Source organism: Ligilactobacillus salitolerans (genome assembly GCF_003864415.1).
Classification (GTDB): domain Bacteria; phylum Bacillota; class Bacilli; order Lactobacillales; family Lactobacillaceae; genus Ligilactobacillus; species Ligilactobacillus salitolerans.
In genome coordinates this window covers 1-25,393 of sequence record NZ_BFFP01000013.1, presented here as the reverse complement: position 1 = coordinate 25,393, position 25,393 = coordinate 1, and the positions used below count along the sequence as shown (strand labels likewise).

At 45.9% G+C, this 25,393-nt stretch carries 22 protein-coding genes; 16 read left to right on the top strand and 6 right to left on the bottom strand.

Going from position 1 to position 25,393, the window contains the following annotated elements:
• Nucleotides 1-256 precede the first annotated feature (256 nt).
• On the top strand, nt 257-1,495 hold the full coding sequence (locus LFYK43_RS05010) for an AAA family ATPase (RefSeq protein WP_439957205.1): 1,239 nt from the start codon (nt 257-259) through the stop codon (nt 1,493-1,495).
• 46 nt (nt 1,496-1,541) lie between these two features.
• Entirely contained in the window at nt 1,542-2,063 is a 522-nt protein-coding gene (locus LFYK43_RS05005) for a hypothetical protein (protein ID WP_124976028.1), read from the top strand.
• 114 nt (nt 2,064-2,177) lie between these two features.
• On the opposite strand, the gene LFYK43_RS05000 is transcribed toward LFYK43_RS05005, so the two are convergent.
• The gene (locus LFYK43_RS05000) at nt 2,178-6,032 is read right to left on the bottom strand and encodes a GH92 family glycosyl hydrolase (RefSeq protein ID WP_124976026.1); all 3,855 of its coding nucleotides are present in this window, start codon (nt 6,030-6,032) and stop codon (nt 2,178-2,180) included.
• 305 nt (nt 6,033-6,337) lie between these two features.
• On the opposite strand from LFYK43_RS05000, the gene LFYK43_RS12515 reads away from it, so the two are divergent.
• Entirely contained in the window at nt 6,338-6,484 is a 147-nt protein-coding gene (locus tag LFYK43_RS12515; RefSeq protein ID WP_158609190.1) for a hypothetical protein, read from the top strand.
• Between the two features lie 231 nt (nt 6,485-6,715).
• Nucleotides 6,716-6,988, top strand: a complete 273-nt coding sequence (locus tag LFYK43_RS04995; RefSeq protein ID WP_229717953.1) for an AbrB/MazE/SpoVT family DNA-binding domain-containing protein — start codon at nt 6,716-6,718, stop codon at nt 6,986-6,988.
• Nucleotides 6,989-7,113: 125 nt separating this feature from the next.
• Here the strand turns inward: LFYK43_RS04995 and LFYK43_RS04990 are convergent, their stop codons facing one another.
• The 4 genes from LFYK43_RS04990 to LFYK43_RS12510 form a co-directional block, all read right to left on the bottom strand.
• On the bottom strand, nt 7,114-7,383 hold the full coding sequence (locus LFYK43_RS04990; RefSeq protein ID WP_124976024.1) for a type II toxin-antitoxin system RelE family toxin: 270 nt from the start codon (nt 7,381-7,383) through the stop codon (nt 7,114-7,116).
• Nucleotides 7,383-7,601, bottom strand: a complete 219-nt coding sequence (gene relB / locus LFYK43_RS04985) for a type II toxin-antitoxin system RelB family antitoxin (RefSeq protein ID WP_124976022.1) — start codon at nt 7,599-7,601, stop codon at nt 7,383-7,385. The genes LFYK43_RS04990 and relB overlap by 1 nt, the downstream gene beginning before the upstream one ends.
• A gap of 336 nt (nt 7,602-7,937) precedes the next feature.
• Nucleotides 7,938-10,469, bottom strand: coding sequence for a tellurite resistance TerB C-terminal domain-containing protein (locus LFYK43_RS04980; RefSeq protein WP_158609189.1), 2,532 nt, complete (start codon nt 10,467-10,469; stop codon nt 7,938-7,940).
• Nucleotides 10,453-11,811 carry an SWIM zinc finger family protein gene (locus LFYK43_RS12510; protein ID WP_158609188.1) on the bottom strand — a complete coding sequence of 453 codons (1,359 nt, stop codon included), beginning with the start codon at nt 11,809-11,811 and terminating at the stop codon, nt 10,453-10,455. The genes LFYK43_RS04980 and LFYK43_RS12510 overlap by 17 nt, the downstream gene beginning before the upstream one ends.
• Before the next feature lie 578 nt (nt 11,812-12,389).
• Between LFYK43_RS12510 and LFYK43_RS04975 the strand changes: the two genes are divergently transcribed.
• The 7 genes from LFYK43_RS04975 to LFYK43_RS04945 all read left to right on the top strand — a co-directional run bounded on the left by LFYK43_RS04975 (nt 12,390) and on the right by LFYK43_RS04945 (nt 20,284).
• A complete protein-coding gene (locus LFYK43_RS04975) occupies nt 12,390-13,715 on the top strand; it encodes an ATP-binding protein (protein WP_124976018.1) in 1,326 nt (441 codons plus the stop codon).
• A complete protein-coding gene (locus LFYK43_RS04970; protein WP_124976016.1) occupies nt 13,716-15,824 on the top strand; it encodes a DEAD/DEAH box helicase in 2,109 nt (702 codons plus the stop codon). It abuts the gene before it with no gap.
• Nucleotides 15,825-15,904: 80 nt separating this feature from the next.
• Nucleotides 15,905-16,378 (top strand): hypothetical protein, encoded by a 474-nt coding sequence (locus LFYK43_RS04965; protein ID WP_124976015.1) that lies wholly within the window; start codon nt 15,905-15,907, stop codon nt 16,376-16,378.
• Nucleotides 16,379-16,503: 125 nt separating this feature from the next.
• Nucleotides 16,504-17,412: a methyl-accepting chemotaxis protein gene (locus LFYK43_RS04960; protein ID WP_158609187.1), complete on the top strand. Its 909-nt coding sequence runs from the start codon at nt 16,504-16,506 to the stop codon at nt 17,410-17,412.
• Between the two features lie 110 nt (nt 17,413-17,522).
• Nucleotides 17,523-18,686, top strand: a complete 1,164-nt coding sequence (locus LFYK43_RS04955; protein WP_158609186.1) for an MFS transporter — start codon at nt 17,523-17,525, stop codon at nt 18,684-18,686.
• Nucleotides 18,687-18,714: 28 nt separating this feature from the next.
• Complete coding sequence (locus LFYK43_RS04950; protein WP_124976009.1) at nt 18,715-19,326, top strand: plasmid pRiA4b ORF-3 family protein; 612 nt, start codon at nt 18,715-18,717, stop codon at nt 19,324-19,326.
• Nucleotide 19,327: 1 nt separating this feature from the next.
• Nucleotides 19,328-20,284 carry a 2-dehydropantoate 2-reductase gene (locus tag LFYK43_RS04945; protein WP_124976007.1) on the top strand — a complete coding sequence of 319 codons (957 nt, stop codon included), beginning with the start codon at nt 19,328-19,330 and terminating at the stop codon, nt 20,282-20,284.
• A 331-nt stretch (nt 20,285-20,615) separates the two neighbouring features.
• Here the strand turns inward: LFYK43_RS04945 and LFYK43_RS04940 are convergent, their stop codons facing one another.
• Nucleotides 20,616-21,596: an NERD domain-containing protein gene (locus tag LFYK43_RS04940; protein ID WP_124976005.1), complete on the bottom strand. Its 981-nt coding sequence runs from the start codon at nt 21,594-21,596 to the stop codon at nt 20,616-20,618.
• Nucleotides 21,597-21,710: 114 nt separating this feature from the next.
• Here LFYK43_RS04940 and LFYK43_RS04935 point away from each other — a divergent pair, with 114 nt between their 5' ends.
• From LFYK43_RS04935 to trxA, 5 genes are all read left to right on the top strand, one after another.
• Nucleotides 21,711-22,487, top strand: coding sequence for a tyrosine-protein phosphatase (locus LFYK43_RS04935; protein ID WP_124976003.1), 777 nt, complete (start codon nt 21,711-21,713; stop codon nt 22,485-22,487).
• Between the two features lie 18 nt (nt 22,488-22,505).
• Entirely contained in the window at nt 22,506-22,916 is a 411-nt protein-coding gene (locus tag LFYK43_RS04930; RefSeq protein ID WP_124976001.1) for a helix-turn-helix domain-containing protein, read from the top strand.
• A gap of 325 nt (nt 22,917-23,241) precedes the next feature.
• Nucleotides 23,242-23,982: a TerC family protein gene (locus LFYK43_RS04925; RefSeq protein WP_124975999.1), complete on the top strand. Its 741-nt coding sequence runs from the start codon at nt 23,242-23,244 to the stop codon at nt 23,980-23,982.
• 109 nt (nt 23,983-24,091) lie between these two features.
• A complete protein-coding gene (locus LFYK43_RS04920; protein WP_124975997.1) occupies nt 24,092-24,919 on the top strand; it encodes a Cof-type HAD-IIB family hydrolase in 828 nt (275 codons plus the stop codon).
• Nucleotides 24,920-24,927: 8 nt separating this feature from the next.
• Nucleotides 24,928-25,245: a thioredoxin gene (gene trxA, locus LFYK43_RS04915; RefSeq protein ID WP_124975995.1), complete on the top strand. Its 318-nt coding sequence runs from the start codon at nt 24,928-24,930 to the stop codon at nt 25,243-25,245.
• Nucleotides 25,246-25,393 lie beyond the last annotated feature (148 nt).

Here is a 25,393-nt window from a genome sequence, read left to right as displayed (position 1 = left end):
CCTGTGGTAGTAGTGGTATGAGAACATTGTTTGCCATGACTTAACTAACAAAATAATTGCCGATGTAACGGTCTAAGAGTATAGTGTTCTTATGAAATAACGGAAATCCGTTAGCTAGCTCAGGCTCTGCCGAAAGCTAGTTTGGAGCGAGTGATCATTGTGATTGCTCGCTTTTTTTCTGAAGGTTTTCTGTATACATTCATCCTTAAGAGAGTTATGATAATTACATAATATATGTAATTTGGAGGAATGAATGGTGAAAGCAATCAAATTAATTGGTTTTCAAATTTCCGGTCACTCTTTGTTTGAAGATGGGACTAAGTTCACTATTCAAACAGCTGGCCAAGTTACAAGTAAAACCAAAAAACGAGTAACGGCATTTAATGATGTTTTAACGATCAATAAAACAATTGGACTGGTCGGTATCAATGCTACTGGCAAGAGTACCTTAATGAATATTTTCAAAGGATTGAATGATTTTTATCTGGAATCACTGTCTATCGATCAAACAGATTTATTTAAATCCTTTTGGCCACGCAAAGATTCGATTGAAATAATAGGTTTTCTTGCTTCCAACGAAGGCGACAGATATCGTGTTGAAACGTCCTTTAATGAGACTTTTAATGACCGTGATCTGCCTGTTTGGAGAATCAGTGATGAAAAAGTGTTTCATTCAAATGTAAAAGTTCCCAAATCACGGTACTTTGAATTTGATGGTCAGGCACCAGAAGTGCACCGCTCTAAGTTAAGCGATAATGAATTGAGATTGTTAAGTTCGGAGGATTCAATTTTTCGAATTTATAATCAAACAGCCAATGTTTATGAAGTGTTATCAACAGTTCCGATAACCGATAGAAATGTTGTACAGAGTTTTTCTGATGAAACTCCAACAGAATTGCTAGAATATTTGGATAACTCTATAGACTATTTGAAATATCAAGTCGACGAAGATAATAACACGATTGGCTATAAATTGAAGTTTAAAAATAGTGAACGACAAATAACTGTGGCGGACTTTAATGATATTGGAAAGTATGTTTCTTCTGGTACGGTTAAAGGCATCACTCTATTCTTTGAGTTTTTAACGGCACTGAGAAGTGGCGCAACTCTCCTTGTTGATGAAATTGAATTGCATGTTAACAAACAAATTGTTAGGGACTTTATAGGATTTTTTACTGATCCAAGGGTCAATGTTAATAAAAGTACACTTATATATTCGTCTCACTACATTGAACTAACTGATGATTTAAAGCGCAAAGATGAAGAATATGTCTTAACCCGCAATAAAGAAACTGAAGTGCATCGTATGAATGAAGAAAATATTAGGACTGAGCTGAAAAATAGTGATATTTTTGGAAGCAATGCGCTGAATGGTACAGCTCCAAGTTATGAAAGACTGAGAAAACTGCGGCAAACAATTATTGAGCATAATAGTCCTCAAGTTAGAAAGGTGAGTTCCACTTCCAAGAAGAATCGTGGTGAGCGGGGTGAATAGTATCATTGTTTAGGGGGCAAGTGAACATGCTATTATTGACATCCTATTGGAAAATGACTTGCTGATAATTGGCCGAGATTCATTAATTGAAAATGCAGATGGTGATTATGTTTATGAGGGTCTCAATGCCAAGAGATATGCTAGCGAATTTTTGAGCCATGAATTCGAAGAAAATATTAGGATTTTTGTCCTGATGGATGATCCCGATCGTAAACTACCAATTTCAAAGTTATCCAAACAGATTGAATCCATTAACTATTATATTACTCGCGAGGAAATTGAAGCGATTCACCTTCATTATGATAGAGAATGGCTTGTGCGATATGAAAAGTACAAAAATAAACCATATATCAAGGGTAAGAAGAAAAAGCCCAGTGCATTTTTTAGAGAGAAGAAACCAGATGGATTAGGAATTGCCTCCATTAAAAAATATGACCATGTTTTTCAGCTGTGGGCGGACGATCCAGGAGGGCTTGTTCAGGCTATTCAGGAAGTTAAAGTTGAAATGCAGCGTAAACACAGCTTACGAGGTTTGGGGAGAATTATTTTTATTTGGCTGATTTGCTGAAAGTTTAGGTCCAGAAAGATTATGCTTCATCTAGAGACAGAAAAAAATCACATCGGAGTATCCATAAATTGGACTCCGATGTGATTTTTCTGTGTTACAAGCGAAAAGTCGGTGCTACTTTTCTCCCATTTTCCCTAACAATTCAACTTCCCCGATCTTGCCGCTGCCGCCTTTAAATTCAAGCCGGTAGTGCTTATAAGCGTGGAAATTCTTCTTGAGTAAGAATGGTTTAGTTGATTTAGCATAGGTGAAGTCAACGTGGTTGATCTTGTCGACCTTGTACCAGTGCTTGCCATCGCGTGAACCCTTGAGTTCAACCGACTTAAACTTGGTGTTTTGATCTTCGTTTGACAGTGTCAGCAAGTCGAGTCTGCGGGCTTGGTCAAGCGTGACATCCAGAGTAGAACCATCTTTAACGTTTGCCGCCGTCTCACTGTTGTTATCGGTCAGGTTCTTACCGTCACTTAAGTTGCTGGTGACTTTGCCTTGATCAAAAGCATCGGTTTTGACGGTTGGCGTCTTTTTGCCCTTGGTCAGTGACTCCGGTTTTTGCCATGCTTGCGTACCGCGGAACTTATTTGGCCGAGCTGACATATTAAAGCGTAAGGTCCCGCCGTGCATCAACTGCTTGTAATCCAGGTAGAGATTGTTGATTTTACGTCCGTTGAGATAAACGCTGTCGACATAGACGTTTTGCTGGCTGTTATTTGGCGCTTGGACTGTCAGCGACTTGCCGTTTGGCAGTTGGACTTTGGCTTCCTTAAAGAGCGGGGAACCTAGGACGAACTGGTTGGAACCTAAATTCTGCGGGTAGATCCCTAGTGCAGAAAGGATATACCAAGCGGACTGCTCGCCGTTATCTTCATCGCCGACATAACCTTGACCGAAGTCAGAACCGACATAGAGTCGTTGTAAGACATCCCGGACATACTTCTGGGTCTTCCAAGGTTGACTCGAGAAGGCATACATATACAGGATATTATGCGCCGGCTGGTTGCTATGGCCGTATTGGCCGAGCTTGACTTCACGCTGCTCGCGCATTTCGTGGATCACACCGCCATCGGTCGTGAAGTCGCCAGGCGTGGTCAGGATCTGGTCGATCTTTTGAGCCAGTGCCGTTGGTCCGCCGTAGAGGTTGGCCAGCCCATTACCATCTTGCGGGACGGAGACTGCCATGTTGTAAGCATCGGTTTCCGTGTAGTCCCGGCTCCAGGAACGTGGATCGAAGCTGCTGGCGGTCGTTGACCATGAACCGTCTGTCTTCTTGCCTTTCAACCACTTGTCAGTGGCTGTTTTGCCGCTGCCGTCAAACATTTTGACATAGGTCAAAGCCCGGTTCTTGTAGTACTCTGCCTCGGCGAAACGATGTTGTTTCTTGGCCATCTGGTAGATGCCCCAGTCGTTAATATAGCCTTCCAGCGACCAGGATAAGCCGAAGTTGTCTTTTTCCAAAGGAACATAACCCAGAAAGGCTGACTGATTTAAGGCTTTACGTCCGCCATTGGTCAAGTTATCGGAGCGGACCGAAGCGTTCTTAATCGCTGACTGATAGGCATCTTGCTGGTCAAATGGAATACCTTTCATCATCGCGTCGGCAAAAATAATGTCGGAGCTGGTCCCAACCATACTGTTAGTCCCGCCTGGCGCGATCCAACGTGGGACCCAGCCTTGGTCACGGTAATGCTGCACTAGCCCATCCAGGTACTCGGATTCTTTGGCTGGTGAGAGCAGGGAGTATGCCGACCAAGCCGTCCGGTAGGTGTCCCAGAAGCCGTTATTGTAGTACATCTTGCCTGGTTTCACGACTGGTTGGCTCATTGAACCGCTGTACGGATCACTGTGGACCCAATCCGGTTTAGCGGCTGTTCCTTGGTTTTCACCGTAGAAGTTTGGATACATATAAAGCCGGTACATATTGGAGTAAAGGGTCACAAGCTGGTTATGGGTGGCACCCTTGACTTGGATCTTGTTCATGATCTGTTCCCACTGGTCAGTTGTTTTTTGCTGCAGGCTGGCGAAGCTTTCCTGGGCTAATTCAAGCTCATAGTTCTTTTGCGCTTGTTTAGCACTGACAAATGAGGTGGCAACTTTCATGGAAACATCGTTGTCTTTGAAAGAAACGATTCCTTGCTTGGAGTTTTCGACCTTGCTGGACTGAACCGGTTTGTCGAATTGACCGTAGACATACATCTGGTGCATGCCGTTGTCGCCGTGTTGCGTGATGGCTGTGAAAGACTTGCCATCTTGGGCAAACTCTAGACTGCCGTTACCACGCGCCGAGTCAAAGACAACGTTCTTGTTTTTAACGTCAGGATCAAATTGGAAGCGGGCGATCGCGCCGTGCATGCTAGGCGTCAGGCTCATCGTAGCACCAGCTGCGTTGGATTTAGCTGGGAATTTGATCGAATAGAGTTGCGGTTTGGCGGTTTCGTCGGCATGGTCAAAGGTCGAAGCGTATTTGTTATGGTCGATGTCCTGGCCGCTTGTGACCTTGGAACTGTCGATCGAAGTGTTGACCATAAACTGCCAGGTCCCGCGGTCGCCGACCCAGATCGATGGTTCGTGGCTGACTGTCATATACTGGAACTTCCGGTCGCCGTTGTTTTGATATTCATAGAGCACATTGCTATTGTAGTTCGTGGCTGGCGCCCAGAAGTTAAAGCCATTCGGGACGGTCGTTGCCGGGACATTCAGACCACGGGAGAAATCACCAGTTGCGTTGGTGCCGCGCAAGGTGTTGACATAGTCGGTCTTGTTTTTAGCCGTGGTGGTGCCAGTGGAGCCGTTGGCTAGTTTGACATCATCGATGAAGTCGTCAAAGGTCTTGCCGGCTTGGGCATCTGGCTTGTTGAAGCTGACCAGCACGCGCTTGATGGTTTTGCCAGCGGCGACCTGACCGATATTAGTCGTGATCTGGTTCCACTGATTGTAATACAGCGAGCGTGAACTGCCTTGGCCAGACGGAGTGACCTCAAAGCTGTCGGTGCTTTGCGGCTTGAGCTGGCTGAGAAAAGTGCCGTCCGTAAATTCCAGGTTAATTGCGACATACATTGGTGTGTATTGATAGTCATACTTGTTATCGTAGTCATGCTGCCCGTCAGACGGGAAAATCTTATACTGCAGCTTGGTGTCAGGCTTGACTTTGATGTTTAAATCATCAATTAAGTTGTTATGTGAATAGGCGTTGCCTGACGCCGAGACCTTTCCCTTAAATTCCAGAGCTTTTTTGCCGGTCCAGCCGAGATTGTTCTGCTGATTTAAGGCGTCCTTGGGACCGGTGCTCAGAGTTGATGACATCATTGGCTGTGCTGCGGGATCATCCGCCTTGTTGTTCGTACCAATTTTAAGTTCGGATAACTGCGTCATGTTGGCGCCATTATTCTTTTCAACTTGCAGCTTGTAGTAGCGATAAGCTTGCTTGGGCTGGACTTGATATTTTTGCCATTGCTTGCGTCCGCTAAATTTCTGGTCGGTCTGCTTGTCGATGGACTCCCATTCTTTGCCGTCGGTACTGCCGTAAAGCTGCCAGTCCTTCGGGTCGCGGCTAGCTTCATCGTTGGCTGAACTGATGGCGTAGATCCCGATTTTTTGAGCTTTGGGCAAAGAAAAACTGACCCAAATATCCTTGCCGTCGTTTTCGTTGGACAAGAATTTTGTGCTCAGGTCAGAGTCAAAAAGTTTCTGTTTAGTTTCGTTATCGTTAAAATCCTTGCTGCCCTTGATCGAATCCGGTTCGACCTGGTTGGTCAAATCCCCAGGAATAATGGAGTCAAAGGTATTCTCCACCTTGCTGGAACCAAGGCGGTCATTGACTTCATTTTCAGGAAATGTCTGGTCTTCATCGGCTTCAAAGGAAGTTGAGAAAAGTGTCTGGTCAGCATGAGCTTGGTCGAGATTGGCAGCCAAGCCAAAAAGCGCACTAGCCCCCACTAGTGTCAGCAGCGCCCTCCAGCGCTTAAAGTTCTGCATGTAAGTTCACTCCTTTTATGTTCTAACACCCAAACAAACGACAGTAAAAACAAGGCCTCCTTTCTGTGCGAATTATCACAAAAATGTATACGTTTACATAATAACGTAATTTAACAAAAAAGCAAAGAAGTTTAATTAGGTTCTTATGTTTTGCCTGTTAGCGCGGACTTGTTTGGGAAAGCGGGCAGGGGAAGCTTAATGTTATACCTAAAGGTTTCAAGTTAAAACATTCAGGGGCTCGGGATAAAATTCTCTAGTTGATTTGAGGGAAGGATGCAGATCGGTGGAAGTATGAGCTGGTTGGGATGAGTCTGGTTCCAAGTCGGGTGAAGAAGGCACCAGACAGGATCGGTCTGGTTCCAAGTCAGGCGAAGAAGGCACCAGACAGAATCAGTCTGGCTCAAAGTCAGGCGAAGAAGGCACCAGACAGAATGAGTCTGGTTCCAAGTTAGGCGAAGAAGGCACCAGACGAGATCAGTCTGGTTCCAAGTCGGGTGAAGAAGGCACCAGACGGGATCGGTCTGGTTCCAAGTCGGGTGAACGAAATAGGGACCCCGTTGGCAGTAAGTTTGCCAAACTAATTCAAAACACCAGCAAATTATTGAAGGATGAAATGTAACAAAAGGTTTGGATCTGCCAGCTTAAGTTTGACAAAAATAGATAGTTTCTAGGAAAGCCGAGGGGTGAATCTAGTCCCAAGTCTAATTTCAACAATAGTCCGCTCAAAAATAACCAGCAAAAATCGAGTCACGATTCCTAAGACAGTACGAGATTTCTTAGAAGTAGGTCCAAGTGACGCGATTGAGTGGCAAATAGAAGCAAATAGTCGAGTAACCATAGCTGCTAAAAAGCAAGACCTGTGGGATATTGTGGCAGAACAAGAGAAGAAGTTCGGGAATGTCAATACTAAAGAAATTGACTGGGGAGAAGATATAGAAAGTGAAGGACTTGATTGAAATTTGGATAGGAGACTTCACCAATTTTGGGCTTGTAGAGTGGTTGACTAAAATCAGCGAAATAGCAGGATAGGGGTTATTTGAATATTGGCCCTTACCCTGCTATTTCGATTTTGACTGGCGTCCTATTTGTTTTTATAAACATCATTTCGTTTAGCCGTCTTAAGAACTAAAACTACGAATTCGTTATCAACAATATCTGCAATTAAACGAAAAGTGCCAACACGATAACGCCACAGTGTTTTTTTATCGCCTTCAAGAGCCTTTCCCCATTGGCGGGGATTCTCGGCTCCTTCTATATGGTCATCAAGCCATTTAATAATTCTTTTTTGGATGGTGCGATCCAGCTTTTTAAAATTTTTAAATGCCTTCTTGTCAAATTTCCAAGTGTACATTAGTCCGATAAGACCTCTTTAAGAACGTCTTCTCTAGAAATACGTTCATTCTTTTCGCTAAGAATTTTTATGCCATCTGCATAATCTTCAACATCTTCAACTTGTTCAAGGATTGCTTTGCGCATGAAAGCAGACACGCTTATTCCTTCATATGATGCTAAGGCCTGGACTTGCCTATACTGGTCTTCTGGCATTCTGATGGTTGTTGTGGTAGTCATTCAAAAACCTCCTATCTTTTTACAGGTTTATTATAACACATTAGAATACGTTTGTATTCAATAATGATTAGTTAAGTTTAAAAAAGAGTTTTCCAAAATATAACCGGAATTGCAAATTCAACTCAAAAATAGCTTTTTAGCATGAAATTGTAAAAAGGTATTACTCAAATGTCTACCTCTTTTCAGGTTCTGCAAATACTGCTGGACTGCCAAAGTAACGTCCGAGCTACCAAGAAAGCAAAAAAGCCACCCGTTCCATTCAAGAACTGGCAGCCCGATCAAACTATATCAATTTATTCATATGCATTACTCGCCAATACCACTTGGCGAGGACACTTATTCACCGACTTTTTCACGCGCAAAGTCCACGTAATACTCATCGATCCAAACTTTTTCATCATCCATTACCACTAATTGATCGCCTAGTTCCTCAAAAAATTCTTGGTTGATCTGGGCGATGTAAGTGTCGGGTAATTCACCTTGCTTTAGGGCAAGGGCAGCGATCTCTGCCACAGGGATCTGCTTTTTCTCCAATAATTCTTTGAGCAAATCTAAGCTCGAGGATGAACTTTCAGACTCTTCGCTCTTGGTTGGAGTACTTGGTTTGGAAGTCTTTTCCTCTGCCTCAGGTACTTTTTCTTCGTCTATTGGACCAACGTAGTCATTCAGTAATTGGACCGTTTGATCTAGTGCTTGCGCCGAGTGCGTGATTTTTTGCTGGTTCAAATGGATCTCTTGTCTGATCGGTTTAGTCAAATTAGTGAGAAATTCCAACTCAGCCAAACTAGTTGCATGCTTACTTACTTCTTTGGTCAGATAATCTTCGAAACGAGCCTGATTTGCCGGGTAGACCAAGTTTTTTGCCTGCTTTAACTTGTCAGCTGTGAGTTTTCTGAGACGCTTCAGCTCGCAAACCGCTAGTAATCTCAGCTCAGTTGGCAATTTGTTGGCCTTTGCCCAGACATCCATTAAAAATGTGCGGTATTTTTCTTGTTTGGCAGCTCTTTGAAAGACTTTGATCTGCTCAGCGGGCTCGGTCGTGAATTTCAATTGCACCAGCTCCACTTGCGGTGTTTGCGGCAGTTCTTGGAAAATCTGTTTTTTAGTCATTAGACTCAGCGACTGACCATAAGAAGCACAAGTTTCATGCAGGTCACTTTTGAGCGGCTTGGGCATCCCCACAAAACCTTTTTCCTCCATTTTCAGCGAGCGCGTGATCTGAGATTGCGGCAAACATGCGCGGATCCCATTATCGGCGGTCCGGAAAAGGTCTTTTAAAAAGAGGTAGGTAAAACTGCCCAGCCATCTTCCTTGTCCTTGGAGGTCGTCAAGGGCCCCACTCAATTTTTTGCCAAATTTTTTCTTCTGTTGGGCATAGACTGTGGTTATTTGCTCGAATAATTGCAAAAATAACAAGAGAGTCTGGGTGCGAGCGGTGGCTGACTGTGAGAGCTGCTGGTTGACCTTGGCCGCATAATAAGCCGTGCTGCATAGCTCGATCTCCTGCTCTGAAAAATGCTGTTTTTGCCGGATCTCACCGAGCGGATCCCATTCCAGCCATGGACTGCCGTCGGGAGTGATCTGGAGCAGGTTGCAGGTTTCAAAGTCTGGGGTGGGCAAGTCGCTTGCTTTGCCCCTTTCTTGAGCCGCCTCCTGGACGGGGACAAAAATTTTCGCTGGCAGATATTCAGTTAGCTGGTAATAATGACTGAGACTCGGTTCAAGCAGACTGGGTTTGTAACACCACTCAAATAAATCAGAGGCATAATTTACCAGGGAATAGGCAACAAATTCATCGCTGTCGTATTCGAGCATCACTTTCAAGCTGAGGTGATACGCCTGTAGCCGTTTTTCGAATTCAGCGCACACGATGTTGAAGCCTTTGAGTGTCAGCTGGTCAAACTGGGACGGGTGGTCGCTAAGGAGTGAGGCTTTCTCGTCAAAATGCAAATATTCCTGGAGCAGCTCGGTCCAGCTTCTATCCCAAGGCAATGCGCTCTTTTCAGTGGGATGGTTTTTAAGATACAGCCTGGCGGCAAAGTTGCGTCCAGCAGTTTCAATCTGAAAGATAACTCTTAGAGTAAGTGCCAGGGAGAGATCAAAACTCAAGTCATAATCGATATCCTTGGTAGCAGCTTCTTTAATTGCAAGCCCATAATTATAAAGTTTCGTGACAAAATCAATTTGATCTGCAGTCAGTTGGCCTTTTTGCCGGCTCAACTTAATCACCCACTTGGCGCGCTGGTCATAGCGTGGAGCGTCTAAGGCTGCAGTTAAAATAATGTGCCAAATTTCTAAGTAAAATAAGGCTAGTTCTGGCTCAATTTTAGAGCTTACATCAGATTGTTGTAATAATTCCAGCTGCTGTTGTTCTTCGGTAGAAAATTTCCGAATCTTGCGCAGCGTTCCTTCGGGGTCCCAGGCAACATAAACTTCACCGGTAGGAGTGATTTTGAGGGAGCGGCAGGTCTGCTCGTCAGGCTCTGGCAAATCCTTTAACATCGGTTGCACCGCCGTGATCACCGTTGAAACTAGCTCTTGGCCGAGCCAAAAGGTCGCGATGTCTTTGGCTTCGAGGCTAGCTGCATCAAGTTCTTGTTTCCGGTAGTGACCTGCGACTAGACCATTGGCCAGCTGCAGCAGTGCTCCGGCTAATTTGAAAGACTCTAGCGGAAACTGCTTGCTTTTCTTAATTTTATAGTCCAGTGAGCCCTTACTTGATGCTAAGCGAACTGAGGCTTGATTGCACAGTTCATCGTAGACCTGTGTGACTTGCCAGAGCAGCTGGTTAGCTTTGACGGTTTCTAGTTTGATAGCACTAGTGATCCCGATTTCCTTGTGCCAATTATGATTAGAATTTGTCGCCATGACTTGCACCTCCCTTGATTTGTTGAAGTAAATTATTTTTTTGTTCTGCAGGGAGGGCTTCCAGCAGTGCGTTTTGGACTTGCTCCCATTCCCGGCGGCGTCGCTGGTAAACCTGCTCGAGGGCCCGGTAGTCCATGAGGTCACCCGGTTGGTATTGCGTGACTCGCAACAACAATTCTTTGAGATAATTTTGCTGCTGTCCTGCTTGCTGGTAAGCTTTGCCCAACTCTTGGCTGAGTAGCACTTGCTGCTTGCTGCCGGTCGGCTGGGCATATTTGCCTTCACGCAAAAGCAGCAGGGCTTGTTTTCCCTTGCCGATTTCATAAAGCCTTTTGGCGGCTTGTGAAACCAAGCTAGCGAGGTTCAGTTGTTGGTGCACTATTTGCAATATTTCTTGGACATCGAATAATTGGTTGACTTCAGTGATCAGTTGAAATGCTGTCAGGTGATCTTGAGTCTGGTCATCAGCCTCATCTTTTTTCTCCTCTAGGCTGTCAGCAAAATGCTGAAGGTCGCGCTGGTAGGTTCTCTGCGGATAATTTGCCAGTAGGAAATCTCCCATCGTTTGGACGGCATCTACGGTGAGATGAAATTCCAGCCAATTGAGGACCTGTTCAAAGATTTCCCGTTTCTGTCCTTTGGCAGGATGTTCCAGCAGCTTTTCCCAGAGGGCTGTCAGTGCGTGCAGGCAGGTCGCTTGATAATACTCGTTAGGCCAGGCGTTGATCCGGTCGAGTACTTGCAGTGCCTGGAAAGAAAGACGCTCACAAAATTTGGGTGCTTGTCTGGTCAGTCCTGGCAACTCCGTTTGGATAAAGGCCAGGAAATCTTGAAAAAATCCCTCTTGGCCGGTTTTAGCAGTCATTAATGACCTGAGAAGATCTTCGAACTTGTCGCCGTAATTCCGTAACTCTTCTTCTGAGAGTGGCAAACCAAACCTTTGCTTAAAAGTGAGTAATAAATTTGGGTCGGCTGCTAGGGTTTCGGCCAAGAAGTCAAGCCTGTCTTGGGGTGCAACTTCCTGTAGTAACACGTACAGTTGGAGGGCTTGCAAGTCTTGGGTCTCAAAAAGGCTGGCTTTAAGATCTGCATCACCGATTGCATCGAGCAGCAAAAAAACCGCGACTTCGTGCTTACACTCAGTCCAGTATGGACAATCGCAAGTCATCTTTTTTACTTTGAGTTCGGGTGAAAATTCCATGTGAACATGGTACTCTTCGCTTCCCTGGACGATTGCGTCAACCTGACCGGTGCCGTAGTTTAGTTCGCTGACTTGGTTTTGGTTAAAATAGCGGCGTCCGCGTTGCCGGATCGTGGGGGAAAAATATTGTTGCCATTTCATGGTTGAATACCTTCTAATTAGTTAATTTATCAGTTTATTGTAACATCAAAAGCCCTCTAGTTTATGGTAGAATTGAAGTATTTTATCGGGCCAAGGAAAAATGTGTGCGCTTTGGCGCTAGCCCAAAAGGATGAATAAAGTGTGCTTGTTTGACTCAAAACTATACCAGGCATAAAGAATATAAACTAAAGCATGGTGTAAAATCCAATTAATATAATAATACGAGAGGAGTATTCGGTTGGAGTTTAAACGAAAGTCCAACCGAAAGACCTGAAATCAGTTGGAGTTTACGCAAATGTCCAACCGAAAGAGTCGGAATCAGTTGGAGTTTACGCAAATGTCCAACCGAAAGAGCCGAAATCGGTTGGAGTTTACGCGAAAGTCCAACCGAAATATGATTATCTTGGCGTAGTCTTTCAATTCTAGTTGAACTGCAGGAGCTACAACCATATACCTGTTGACCAAAGTAAATGACAGTTAGAGGTTATGATGTAGTGTCCAACAAATAAAGTATCAATGGTCACTAAAACTTGGTTTAAAAGCCAATATTTAATTTTGAAAATACGAGGAGTTTTAACATGCAGACAAGAATCAATCCTAAAGAAGCTGCCAGCATTATCAGTGCTTTAGAAGCCGGAGTCGTGCCCCAACGTGGTGTCCGCCACTTGCTGGTCGGCCGTAATGAAGAAGTTAAAGAGGTCTTGCGCATTTTAGACGATGTTGCGGCTGGTGGAAGCGACCTGCGCTTTTGGGTCGGTGACTTTGGCAGCGGCAAGAGCTTTATGTTACGTACGATCGAAGCAATCGCGTTGCAGAAAAATTACCTGGTCGCTACGGTCGATATGACCCCGACCCGGCGCTTTTATGCCACTGACGGCAAGGCTAAGGCTTTGTACACCGCCATCGTTAACAGCATTATTTCTCAGACTGCTCAAAATGGGAATGCCTTAGACACCGTCTTTTCCCAGTGGATCAACCAGATCGCCCAAGCAGTCGCCAGTGAAGCAAAAATCAGTTTGCCAGAAGCTCTCTCTAAAGAAGCACAGAGCTTGATGACCAATAAAATTTTGGATATCACGGGCTCCTTTGCGGCGGCTGGCTTAGCTTTTGAAATGGGACAAGCCATCGTCAAGTACTACGAGGGTGTCTTGGACAATGATCGCATGTTAAAGGCACAGGCCTTGCGCTGGATCCGCGGTGAGATCGAGACTAAGACCGAAGCCAAACGTGAATTAGGCATCAACCGCGTGATCACCGATGATAACTGGTTTGACGCCATCAAGAACTTAAGTGAACTCTTTAGCCGTTTGGGCTACGCGGGACTGGTGATCAATTTTGATGAAGCAGTCAACTTGTACAAACTCCCCCGGCGTCAATCACGCGAACGCAACTACGAACGGATTTTGAACATTTACAATGAATGCAAGTCCAATGAAGTGCAGCATCTCTTGGTCAATTTTGGTGCGACCCGCAAAACAGTTTTTGACGAAACACGCGGACTGGCGAGTTATGGGGCCTTAAAAGGGCGCTTAGGTGCTGAGTCTTCCTTGGATTCAGAATTAGTTAACACCAATAAGACGGTTTTGCCGCTCAAGCCGCTCACTAATGAAGAAATCTATACATTACTGCAGCGCCTGACGGAGATTTACAACCTGCACTATCGCGCCCAGGTCGAGCTGTCCTTGCAGGAAGTTCAACTCTATATGGAAGAACAACTCAATCGTCCGGGAGCCGACCAGTTTTTGACCCCGCGTGCGGTGATCAAGGACTACATTGAGATCTTGGATTTGATCAGGCAAAATCCAGCAATTGAAGTCGAAAAGGTGATCTTGTCCAAATTTGGCCAGGAAAGCCCCGTGCAAAAGGACAGTGCCGACACCGAAGATGATATTGAGGTTTTCTAAATGGATGCTTTTTCCTTGCTGCAGCGTGACTTGCAGCATTATATCTATCAACAAGGCTGGTCTGCTTTAACTAAGATTCAAGCGGCTGCCATCAAATATGTCCACCAGACCAGCGATAATTTGATTCTGGCTGCCCCAACGGCCGCTGGCAAAACTGAGGCTGCCTTCTTGCCGGCAATCAACGCGGTTTCTGATTGGCAGCATGGGATCAAGATCCTTTATGTTTCCCCCTTAGTCGCGCTGATCAATGACCAATTTTCGCGGGTCAGTCAGCTATGTCGGGCACTGGAAATTCCGGTCAACCGCTGGCACGGCGAAGTTTCACGGACCAGCAAGGTCAAGCTGCTGCAAGACCCGCGCGGAATCTTGTTGATCACACCCGAGTCTTTGGAGGCGTTGTTAGACCTGCACCCTGAGGACTGCTCGGTTTTATTTGCTAGTCTGGAATGGGTTTTAGTCGATGAGATCCATAGTTTTCTGGGCAATAACCGGGGCATTCAGCTCCAGTCCTTGCTGGAGCGTCTGCAGCACTATACGCAACAAAGCCCACGGTATTTAGGAATGTCGGCGACGATCACCAAGACAGACAGCACTGCTTTAAAGCAGATGTTTGGCAACGACCGGCCAACTAAGATCTTGCTTGATCGCGGGCAGAATCAGCTTGAAGTCAGTGTCGATTATTTTGCAGAAGACCTCGAGCATAATGCGCCGGAAGCATTGACGCGAATTTATCAGCTTTCACAAAAAGAAACGATGCTGGTCTTTCCCAATAGCCGGCGCAATGTTGAATATTTAGCCTCCAATCTGCAGCAATTAGGGTCAGAACATCATTCTTCGGTCAGATATTTCACCCACCATGCTGCGTTAACGAAGGCCGATCGTTCCCGGATCGAGCACTTTGCCAAAGGTGCCCGTCAGTCCTTGTTTACCATATGTGCAACCTCGACCTTAGAATTAGGGATCGACATTGGGGCGGTGGATAGCGTTGTGCAGTATAATGCGCCATATTCGGTGGCTAGGCTAGCACAGCGGCTGGGGCGGTCTGGCCGTCAGACCAAAAAGAGTCGGCTCCACTTTATTGCCACCGAACTCTGGTCGCTTTTGCAGGGTTTAGCGACGATCCAACTCTACCAACGGGGAGCTTTAGACGCGGCAACTGTGATTTCCAAGCCTTACGATGTTTTCGCCCACCAGCTGCTAGCTTTATTGCTGGAACGCAACGGCATCGATTTGGCCGAATTTAAGCGTTTGCCCCGTTTATTTAAAGCTTGGTCCTGGATCAGCGACGCGGAGTTTTTGGAGTTAACAGAGTCCCTGCTTGAGGAAGGTTATTTGGAGCGTTTAGGGCCAGAGATGATCTGCGGGACAAACGCGGAAAAACTAATGCATGGCGCAGACTTCTTCGCGCAATTTGCTACTGCACAAAATTTCGCGGTCGTTGCCGGTGACAAAAAGGTGGGGGAATTGCCATTAACGAACGAACTTGAGCCAGGCAGCAGTTTTATTTTGAATGCTAAAGCGTGGGTCGTGACGCGGGTGATCGTACCCACGCACAAAATCTATGTTGAACCAACTGTCGCTGCTGATGTCATGGATTTTGGCAGCGGCGGTGGAGAAGTCAGCCAACTGGTGCGACAAGAAATGCTGAGTCTGTTGGAAGCTGGCCCAGGTTTAAAAGTTGGTCCGGATGCGGCCAATATCTTGGCTGATTTGAAAGCAGAGGTTTTGGCTGAAAATGGCTCTCCTTTTGTCTCAGAAGAAAATAATTTGCGCACTTTTTGCGGTACGAAGATCAACCGGACCTTGCAGCTGATGTTTAGTTCTCTGTTGGATCGGCAAATCAGTTTCACCGACAAAACGACCACGTTTCATCTGCCTGAAGAAATTGATGTGGCAAAGCTTTTGCAAGCCGTGCTGAACATTTCGTGGGAACCGGGAAATTTGCGGGGATATCTGGCAGGACATCCGCACGTGGTTGCGCGGCTGCTGGCTGAAAATAAATACCAGGTGCTTTTGCCGCAGACACTAAAAATCGAGTATGTTTTAGCCAATTTAGTTGATCTGCCGCTAGCGTATCAGGCCTTACAAACGATTGCGGAGCGGATTTGATTTGGCTGCAAGTTGTAGTCAGCCTCTCTGAAATTTTAACTAAAATGTGTTATATTGTTCAGAAAGGAGGTTAGCATACTTTGCTATTTCTATCCATCGTTAGTGCGTTACTAGTCTTATCGCTGGTGCGCCGCATCTACTTGCAATCACAGCTCCAGCTGAAGGCAAAATACAATTTTTCCCCAGTTTTAAGCGGGATGATTTTCTTAGGCTTTCTGACACCTTTATTGAACACAATGGGTGCCAACTTAGTTTTTGAAGTCTTGTTTGCCGCGTTGATCTTGCTGACATTTTTGGCAGGGCGCAACGGTTTAACTGACCAGGGAATTTTATTGCCCAACCTGTTTACTCGGTTATTGAAGTTTCAACAGGTCGTCAAGGTCAGCTTGAAACCAATGGACGTGAGTGAGGAACGGAAAGTGATCGTCGCAACTTTTATTGAGAAAGCATCATTGCGCCGCTATGCACTGGTTTTTGAAATGTCCTTGAATGAATTGACTCACCTGCTGCAGAAGTGTTTGCCAGCAGAAACTGAAATCGAATCAGCCCAATAATAAAGACAGGTTTCTGAAGAGAGGCCTGTTTTTTTAGTGTTTAATTTCATGAAATCGCTTAAACTTTTGGGCGAAGTGGCCGATATAAAAGAATGGAACTTCAATCAAGAAAAGGGGAGATTCTTGTGGAAATTACACCAGATTTTTTAGGTTCTGCGCTGGACAACCTGGCGCTGATCACATTGGATCCAAAGAGAAATATTACTTTTGTAACCGAGGCTTTTGCACAAACCGTTGGGTACACGCGCGAGGAGTTGGTCGGTCAAAAGCACCGGATCCTGTGCTACCCGTCCTTTGCCGATAGTCCTGAGTATGAAAAATTTTGGGAGTATCTTTTGGCAGGCAACACTTTCCAAGATCAAATGGTCCGCAAAGCCAAGGATGGGCATAAAATCTATCTTGAAGCCGATTGCTTTCCGTTGCACAATGCTGCGGGAGTCGTGACCGGCATCTGTAAGGTCTGTTTTGACAAAACCAAGCAGATTTCAGCCACCAAAAAGGCTTTGGCTGAGATTGTGTCAGTTTCGGGCGCCATTGATCAAATGTATGATTCGCAGTCCCGACAAATGGCCGACACGGAGAAGATGATGGAATCAATGCAGGGCACATCGGCTGACAACTTGCAGATCACCGATTCTTTGAAGAAGGACACAGAGGAGATCCAAAAAATCACTCGGACCGTACATGATATTTCGTACCATACCAATATTTTGGCGGTGAATACGGCCTTACAGGCAGTGCGCTCGACTGACAATTCCGGCGGCTTTTCCGTGGTCGCCAAGGAAATGCGCAAGTTGGCCAAGGATGTTGACCAGTCTTCTGACGGCATTCGGGATACTTTGCAAAAGATCTCGCAAGAAGTGGCGAACATTGATCAGACCTCGCACCAGACGGGTGAAGAGATCGAATCAGCGCTGGTCGGCTTTAAGCATAATCAGGAATCGCTGCATGAACTTGAACTAAGCTCGGAAAAAATCCGGGACAACGCAGCCTTGCTCAACCAGCTGTTGACCGTAGAACAAGGCGATGAATAAGGGAATTGGTGAGGAAAGCTGAGTTGAAAGACTCGGCTTTTTTACTTTGCTTGGCAAAACGATTATAGTAGTGGCATTGATTATTTTTGATGGAGGAGGCTAGAATTCCCATGGTGCTCAAAAACAAAACTTTTCTCTTGATCAACACCTTGCTGAGCATGGGCAGCGGTTTAATTACACCGATTATGACCCTCTACATTCATAATGATCTCCACAAGAGCTTGGTCACCGCCGGCTATGCTTTGCTGCTCTACTCGGGTCTGGTGGCAGTTGGGTATCTGATCGGCGGACGTTTATTTGACAGCTGGCGCCAGGAACCGCTGGTCTATCTCGGCGGAATGAGTGCGATCTGCTTTTTGCTTTTACTGGCGGCTTTTCCTAATTGGCCGGTCCTGCTAGTTTTGCTGGCTTTATATGGCTTGGGTCAGGGTTTGTGGCGCGCGGCTTTTAGCGGCTACATGTCTATTTTGCAAGAAAATGACCATGATATTTTTAATAACAATTACTGGACGGCTAATATCGGACTCGGTGTAGCGACCTTGCTGGCCGGCTTTATTTACTCGCTCAGCATCCACTTGGTCTTCATAGTTACTGCGGTTTTATTTGGCAGCGGCCTGTTTGTTTTTGCCAAATACTTTAATGTCGAAACTGAAGAAAATGCCGAAGAGAGTGTCGTCTCGGAAACAACTGCTGAGCAGATGAACGTGCAGAGCGGCTCGCCGCGCAGTATCGCTATCCTCTGTTCTTTTATGTTTTTGACCTGTATCAGCTACGAACAGTGGGAAAGCAACATTTCAGTTTTAATGACCTCGCATGGGATCCCGGTCCAAAAGTACAGTCTCTTATTTACGATTGCAACCGCGCAAGTCGTTGTCCTTCAGCCTGTCTTTAACCGACTTTTCCCGCATCGTCCTTGGGTCGAACGTTTCCGTTTGATGTTGGGCTTATTTTTATATGGCCTGTCTTTTTTACTGGTGATCAACGCCAGCGAATACTGGCGCTATGTACTGGGACTAGTCGTGTTGACCACCGGGGAAATCTTGGTGACACCGACGATCCCGCTGTTACTCAGTAAATATGCGCGGCGAGAACACCGGGCGTTCGTGCAGTCGCTTGGCAGTCTCTCCAATACGCTGGGGGTCGCTTTGGGGCCGGTCGCTGGCGGCTATGTGATCACTTTGGCGGGTTACCGTGGGGCATTTGTCGGCTTATTTGCTTTACAAATGGTGCTCGTTGTCCTGGCCTTTGCTTTAGACAAGTTTAAGGAAGCCTGATAGGATTAAGTCAAAGGAGTAATGAACGATGGCAAAAGAAAAAGTGTACCGGTTTCGTGCAGATCTTAAAGGTGCCAAACCGCCTGTCTGGCGCAGATTCGAAGTTTCCGGCGAGCAAACGCTAAAGCAGCTGGCCGCGCAATTGATGGCGATTTTTGAAATGGAAGGCAAGCATATGTATTCCTTAACGGAACTTGTCGGCGACCAGTTTCGGCGGGAATACCGGCAACGGCAAAAGGCAGATCCGAGCCTGCCAGAACTAGGACCGTTTGATGAGAGAATAAAAAATATCGGCTATGACCTCGGTGTTGATGATCCGGAGGATACGCTGCACTGGAGCCAGAATTTGGTCAAACCAGGGACCACTAAGTTAAGCGAAACTTTTGCTCAAGTCGGCAGTAAATTTCGCTTTGAGTACGACTTTACGGCTGACTGGGAAGTTAGTTTGAAAGTCGAAAAAGTTGCGAAAATTGAAGTGGATCATGAAGATCTGCCTCGGGTCCTGAAAGGCAAAGGTGCAGGGATCCTGGAAGGTCTGGGCGATCTGGAAGGATTACTGGATTTTGATGACGATCTGGACGAAGATGAATTTGATTTAGAAGCAGCTAATGTAATGATCAAAGAAGCAGGAGGCTTTTAAAGTGAAAATTGCAATTGCGGGTGCTGGAGCGATGGGTAGTCGGTTTGCGGTGATGCTCACGCAGGGCGGCAATGAGGATCTGACACTGATCGATGGCTGGCCTGAACATGTGGCGGCGATCAAAAAGAACGGTTTGCAAGCGGATTTGGGCGAGGATGATAAAGGAGTTGGCAAAGGCGTTGGCCTTCAGGTTCCGGTCTGGCTGCAGTCAGAAGTTCCAAGTGGTGAGCAATTTGACTTGGTGATCGTTTTTACTAAAGCGATGCAGCTGGGGCAAATGCTGCATGACATTCAAGGTGTGCTGGGGCCCCAGACAAAGGTCCTGTGTTTATTGAATGGATTGGGGCACATCGAAACTTTGGAAAAATATGTTGCCAAAGAACAGATTTTCTTGGGTAATACGATGTGGACAGCCAGCTTAATCGGCCCAGGAAAAGTCAAGATGTTCGGGACAGGTTCAGTTGAACTGCAAAATGTCGCGCCAGGGCAAGAGGATGCAGCGCGAGATTTGGCAGAATTTCTCTCTAAATCGGGGCTAAATGCCAGTTATTCTGCTGATATTTTGGCGTCGATCTATCGCAAAGCCTGTGTTAACGGCACGATGAATTGTTTGACAGCCTTGTTGGAATGCAACATCGGTCAGTTCGGTCAAATGGCGCCGGCACATGCAATCGTGACGCAGGTCGTCAGTGAATTTGTCGCTGTTGGTCGAGCTGAGGGGCTTGATTTGAATGAGTCAGAGTTAGTGGCACACGTTGAGTCTTGTTACGATTCGGCAGTGGCCGACCACTATCCATCGATGTACCAGGACCTCATTTTGCACAAACGCAAGACAGAAATTGACTTCATCAACGGCGCGATTGCGCGCAAAGGCAGAAAGTACGAGATCCCGACGCCATACTGCGACTTGCTGACCGCCATGATCCATGCCAAAGAAGAGCTGCTTGGTGCCAAATAAATACAACCGCCATCCTGGAGAAGTGCTGGGATGGCGGTTATTTTATTTGGCAAGGGTAGCGATTGGAGTTGGAGGAGAAACAGATCTAAACTCACGTAAGTCAGTCAAAGTTACGCGAGAATAGGAGTTAAACTTGCGTAAGTCAGTCGAAGTTACGCGAGAATAGGAGTTAAACTTGCGTAAGTCAGTCGAAGTTACGCGAGAATAGGAGCTAAACTTGCGTAAGTCAGTCGAAGTTACGCGAGAATAGGAGCTAAACTTGCGTAAGTCAGTCGAAGTTACGCGAGATTAGGAATTAAACTCGTGTAAGTAAAGCAAAGTCAGTTGCTGATCAGCGCCATGAGATTCGTTTTTGTAAAGATTTGAAGTAAGTCATTTGGTTAGCAAATAAATAGCGAAACTCTTGCCCTTCATTTATATAGTATGAACTTCTGCCATGAAACCCAGAGCTTTTAAAGAATTTTTTTAAGCAAACTTCAATATATCGTCTGTTATACTCTTCCCCAAAAAATGCGAACAACTCCTTGCGTCGCAGGTCCTGCTTAAAATACAGCACGCCGTACTCGCAAATAGTGCGGACATACGCCTGCTCTTTGGGTTCGAAACTCCGACAGCGTGGACAGTACAGGCTGTATCGTTTCTGGACCAAAGCGAAATTGTGGCAGTGCGGGCAGCAGATCCCCGGATGCAAACTTCTGTGAGTCTGCTGACTAAAGTCGGCTTTTGGTGCAACTGCTGGGATCTGGTATTTGCTAAGCACCACAACTAAACGCTGCTCCACAGCCGGGTCCCTATGTGCTGTGGTCCGCTGTTCAAACCAGTCGGCAAATTCGCCTAGACGTTTGATAGTATGACTGGCTGGGTCGTCAATCTCCAGTTGGACTGCTGGGTTGACAAAAATGATCACCGGTTCGATCGTCAGACTCAGGTTATTATCTAGCAAAATTCGGGCTAAGATGTCGCGGGCACGGTCGATCTGGCTTAAAATATTACCGGTCAGAATTTTGCCGTCATGATACCAGCTGCCGGCTTGATAAGTGTATTTGCCTTGATAATCTTTGACATCAAGCAGATAAAGTGTCTGACCGACCAGTACCAATTTGTCGATCTGAGTAACTTTTTGACCAAATTGGATATTTAAATCGTCCAGCACAAATGGGTGCTTGGGCAGACGTTTGATCAATTGGTCGACCTGACATTCACCTGTAAAGCCTTGCTGCAAACGATATAGCTGATTTTCCTCTTTAGTATCTAACTGGGTTCGGCGACAAAGCGTTTCTAAAAATTGTAGTTCCAAATTTTTCTGTCTCATTTAATTCAGCTCCTTGAAATTACTTACTACATATAAATACGCAATTTAACGCCAAATCTGTTTGCAATAGTGTATACTAAATTTAAATAGTTTCAGAAAAGGGGAGTCGTTGAAATGGAATTTAATAAGATTGTTGATCTACACTGTCATATTTTACCCGGGATCGATGATGGGTCGCCCGACCTGCAAAGCTCCCTGGCTCTGGCAAACGAGGCAGTGCGCGATGGCGTTACGCATATCTTGGCAACGCCGCATCATTTAGATAATGATTACGTCAATCATGCCCAGCAAGTAGTTCAAGCAGCTGATAAATTTCAAGCTGAATTGGATCAGCGGCAGATCCCGTTGACTGTTTTTCCCAGCCAGGAAGTGCATATTAATGGTGATCTGTTAGACCATTATGATGATCTGCTGGGGATCGATGAAACTAAAAAGTATATGCTGCTGGAATTTCCGCACGGTGAGGTACCGCGTTATGCCGATCGGGTGATCTTTGATTTAAAAAAGCACGGTACAACACCAGTGATCGTCCATCCAGAGCGAAATAAAGGGATTCAAAACGACTTGGATCTTTTGTATGGTTTCATTCAAAATGGGGCCTTGGCTCAGGTCACAGCGACGAGTTATGTTGGCGGCTTCGGTGATCACGTTGCCAAGATCGCTCACCAGATGGTTGAAAATAACCTGGTCCAGATCGTGGCATCCGACGCGCATGCTCTGCAAGGACGCAAGTTCGTCTTGGGCGAAGCGCTCGAGCAGATCGCACATGATTTTGGCACGGAGAAGGCGGCGGCTTTTGAGTCGAATGCGGAAAATCTGATCAACGGTGAGTATGTGGCGGCCCATGATTATGCGCCGATCCGTAAGAAAAAACGGTTTTTGTTCTTCTAAAAAAGGCAGGTGAGTGTGATGTTTCCAGTTAGGTTAAGGGCTCTGCGCCAGGGGCGGGGGTTGTCTTTGCCAGCTTTAGCAAAAGAATTGAACAAGGAAGCGGACCAACCGGCAGACCGGCGTAATACCGGGCACCAGATCGGCTCTTGGGAGCGCGGAGTTAACCGCCCTTCGTATGTAGAGGTAGTCAAATTAGCAGAATACTTCAATGTTTCGCTTGATTTTCTGATGGGGCGCGACTACGACGATTTTGAAATTGAAGATCTGTTTGCATCCAATTCACGCCTGCGCTTCAACGGAAAAACGTTGGATACGGAGGACCGCAATGCGGTTTATGGAATGATCAAAGGGTATCTGCGTGCCAAATACCCGCCAAAAGACGAAGAGCAAAAGGACTCGGCCCAGGTCACACTGCCGTTGGACCAATAAAACAGGGTGGAGCAAATCGGGTAGGCACCGAGCATTATCGGACTCACCTATTATGACGCGGTTTTAAGCGTCATGATGGGTGAGTTAGATAAGCGGAAGTGGCTGGTTTGCGGAACCCGACTAAAAAACAGGGTGGAACATGGCGTTCAGAAGATGAGCATTAACAGACTTCGACCAGCAATGCGTTTTTCAGCATTGATGGTTGAAGTTGGTTAAGCACAATCTTCTGCCATGCGGAACCCGACTATAAACACCTCAGCACCAACTCAACCCCAAAACACTAAACACTAAACACTAAACACTAAACACAGAGAGGATACCTTGATTGTCACTAATTAAAAACTTATACGGACCTTTTTTTGACTTACACAACTGGGAAACAGTGATCTCATCCGGGCAAGACTGGATGATCATCTTGTCGCTGGTTCTGATCGAATGTCTGCTCTCAGTTGATAATGCCATTGTGCTGGCCGCGCAGACGCAAAAGCTGCCGACTAAAAAAGAGCAGGAAAAATCGCTTTTTTACGGGATCTGGGGCGCTTATTTCTTTCGCTTCATCCTGATCGGGGTCGGAACTTATCTGATCAATTTCTGGGAGATCAAGGTCCTGGGTGCTGCCTATTTGATGTATTTGTCGGTCAAACATTTTTACGGCCGGGCTCACCCGCACGACAAGCACAAGAGTAAGCAGAAAAAGGAACGCAAGTCTTGGCTGTCGCCATTCTGGTCGGTTGTGGTCTCGATCGAAATGATGGACATCGTTTTTTCGATCGACTCGATCTTAGCCTCCTTGGCGATCTCGCCTAATCCGGTGATCGTTTTGCTTGGCGGGATTTTCGGGATCTTGGCCATGCGTGGGGTAGCCGAAGTTATCATGCGGCTGCTGCAGCTTGTTCCGGAATTGGAAACTGTCGCCTATGGGCTAATTGCCTTGATCGCTATCAAATTATTCCTGACGATCCCAGCAATTGACATCGAAATTCCGGCTGTTTTGTTTGGTGTGATCGTACTGGTCTCGATCCTTGGTGCGATCGTGGTGAACCGAATCAAAAATAATCGAGCTTAAACACAAGGTCGGTCTCTGTAAGTGGGAGGCCGACCTTGAATTATTTGCAAGAGTACGGTAGATTAAAAAGAGGAGAATGTAAGCTAAAACTAAAGAAAGTTGGCTAATTATGTACAAATTGATTACGAGCGACATGGATGAAACTTTACTCTCTGATGCTAAGAAAATTACCCCCAAGACTGAAGCGGCAATCAAACGCGCGACAGCTGCCGGGGTGCATTTCGTGCCTAATACGGGACGGAGCTTCTTGAGTATTCAGGATAACTTGATCCAAATGGGTCTCAGTCAAAAAGAAGATCAGTATGTCATTTCCTATAATGGCGGTGCGATCATCGAAAATAAAGAGAATAAAGTTTTGCAAGTCAATGGGCTGCCATATGAAATCGTCAATCAGCTCTTTGAGATCGGGATGAACGAAAAAGCCTGCATCCACGTTTATACCGTCGATGAACTTTATATCTGGAATATGAACCAAAATGAAAAAGATTATCTGGATGGCCGGGTCGATGGCTGGAAACTGATGCGTGAAAATAACATCAAGTTCTTGCAAGATACACCGATCACCAAGATTATCTTTAATATTGCAAATGAGGCCGGTCGCCTGTCGATGCGCGATTATGTTGAAAGTCACGTTGATTTTGCCTTAAACATTACCTTTTCTTCGGACCGCTATATCGAGTTCAATGATCCGACCGCTGATAAGGGTCGGGGCACGATGGCTTTGGCTAAGAAATTAGGGATCAAACCTAGTGAAGTGATCGCTATTGGTGATAACAGCAACGATCTGCCGATGATCAAAGCCGCTGGTCTGGGTGTCAGTGTGGCCAACGGCCGTGATTTTGTCAAAGCTGAAGCCGACTATATCACGCAAGCCGACAATAACCACGATGCGATCGCGGAAGTAATCAACAAGTTTATCTTTAACGAGGAAGAATAGGTGATTTTATGAGCGTCGAGATCACAAGTGAAAATTTGGCACAAGCAACCGCGCATGGACTGACTCTGGTTGATTTTTGGGCAGATTGGTGCGGACCGTGTCATATGTTGGAGCCGGTTTTAGAGGAATTGGAAGATGATTTTGCTGGTCAAATTAATTTTGCTTCGCTTGACGTGGAAGAACACCAGAATCTGGCGCAGCAATTTAACGTCATGAGTATCCCGACGCTGATCTTGTTTAAAGATGGGGTCGCTAAGGAAAAAATTACCGGCTACAAACCAAAGAAGGCATTAAGTCAGTATTTGGAACAAAAAATTAGTGAATAAAAAGGACATTATCTGGACGATGGTGTCCTTTTTCTGGTGCGCCCGGCATGGGCAGTAACTAGGCGGTGTGAGTCCGCTGTGAGCCGTAGTGGTCGGTATCACAAGTCGAAGGCAAGGGTGTCTATTGCGAGGTAGAATCTGAAGGAAG

Coding starts and splice junctions, on each gene's coding strand:
- LFYK43_RS04920 (WP_124975997.1), top strand. CDS start 24,092: ATGTACAAATTGATTACGAGCGACATGGATGAAACTTTACTCTCTGAT.
- relB (WP_124976022.1), bottom strand. CDS start 7,601: ATGACTACCACAACAACCATCAGAATGCCAGAAGACCAGTATAGGCAA.
- LFYK43_RS12515 (WP_158609190.1), top strand. CDS start 6,338: ATGAGTCTGGTTCCAAGTCGGGTGAAGAAGGCACCAGACAGGATCGGT.
- LFYK43_RS04935 (WP_124976003.1), top strand. CDS start 21,711: ATGGAATTTAATAAGATTGTTGATCTACACTGTCATATTTTACCCGGG.
- LFYK43_RS04990 (WP_124976024.1), bottom strand. CDS start 7,383: ATGTACACTTGGAAATTTGACAAGAAGGCATTTAAAAATTTTAAAAAG.
- LFYK43_RS04930 (WP_124976001.1), top strand. CDS start 22,506: ATGTTTCCAGTTAGGTTAAGGGCTCTGCGCCAGGGGCGGGGGTTGTCT.
- LFYK43_RS12510 (WP_158609188.1), bottom strand. CDS start 11,811: ATGAAATGGCAACAATATTTTTCCCCCACGATCCGGCAACGCGGACGC.
- LFYK43_RS04975 (WP_124976018.1), top strand. CDS start 12,390: ATGCAGACAAGAATCAATCCTAAAGAAGCTGCCAGCATTATCAGTGCT.
- trxA (WP_124975995.1), top strand. CDS start 24,928: ATGAGCGTCGAGATCACAAGTGAAAATTTGGCACAAGCAACCGCGCAT.
- LFYK43_RS04980 (WP_158609189.1), bottom strand. CDS start 10,469: ATGGCGACAAATTCTAATCATAATTGGCACAAGGAAATCGGGATCACT.
- LFYK43_RS05000 (WP_124976026.1), bottom strand. CDS start 6,032: ATGCAGAACTTTAAGCGCTGGAGGGCGCTGCTGACACTAGTGGGGGCT.
- LFYK43_RS04955 (WP_158609186.1), top strand. CDS start 17,523: ATGGTGCTCAAAAACAAAACTTTTCTCTTGATCAACACCTTGCTGAGC.
- LFYK43_RS04940 (WP_124976005.1), bottom strand. CDS start 21,596: ATGAGACAGAAAAATTTGGAACTACAATTTTTAGAAACGCTTTGTCGC.
- LFYK43_RS04970 (WP_124976016.1), top strand. CDS start 13,716: ATGGATGCTTTTTCCTTGCTGCAGCGTGACTTGCAGCATTATATCTAT.
- LFYK43_RS04950 (WP_124976009.1), top strand. CDS start 18,715: ATGGCAAAAGAAAAAGTGTACCGGTTTCGTGCAGATCTTAAAGGTGCC.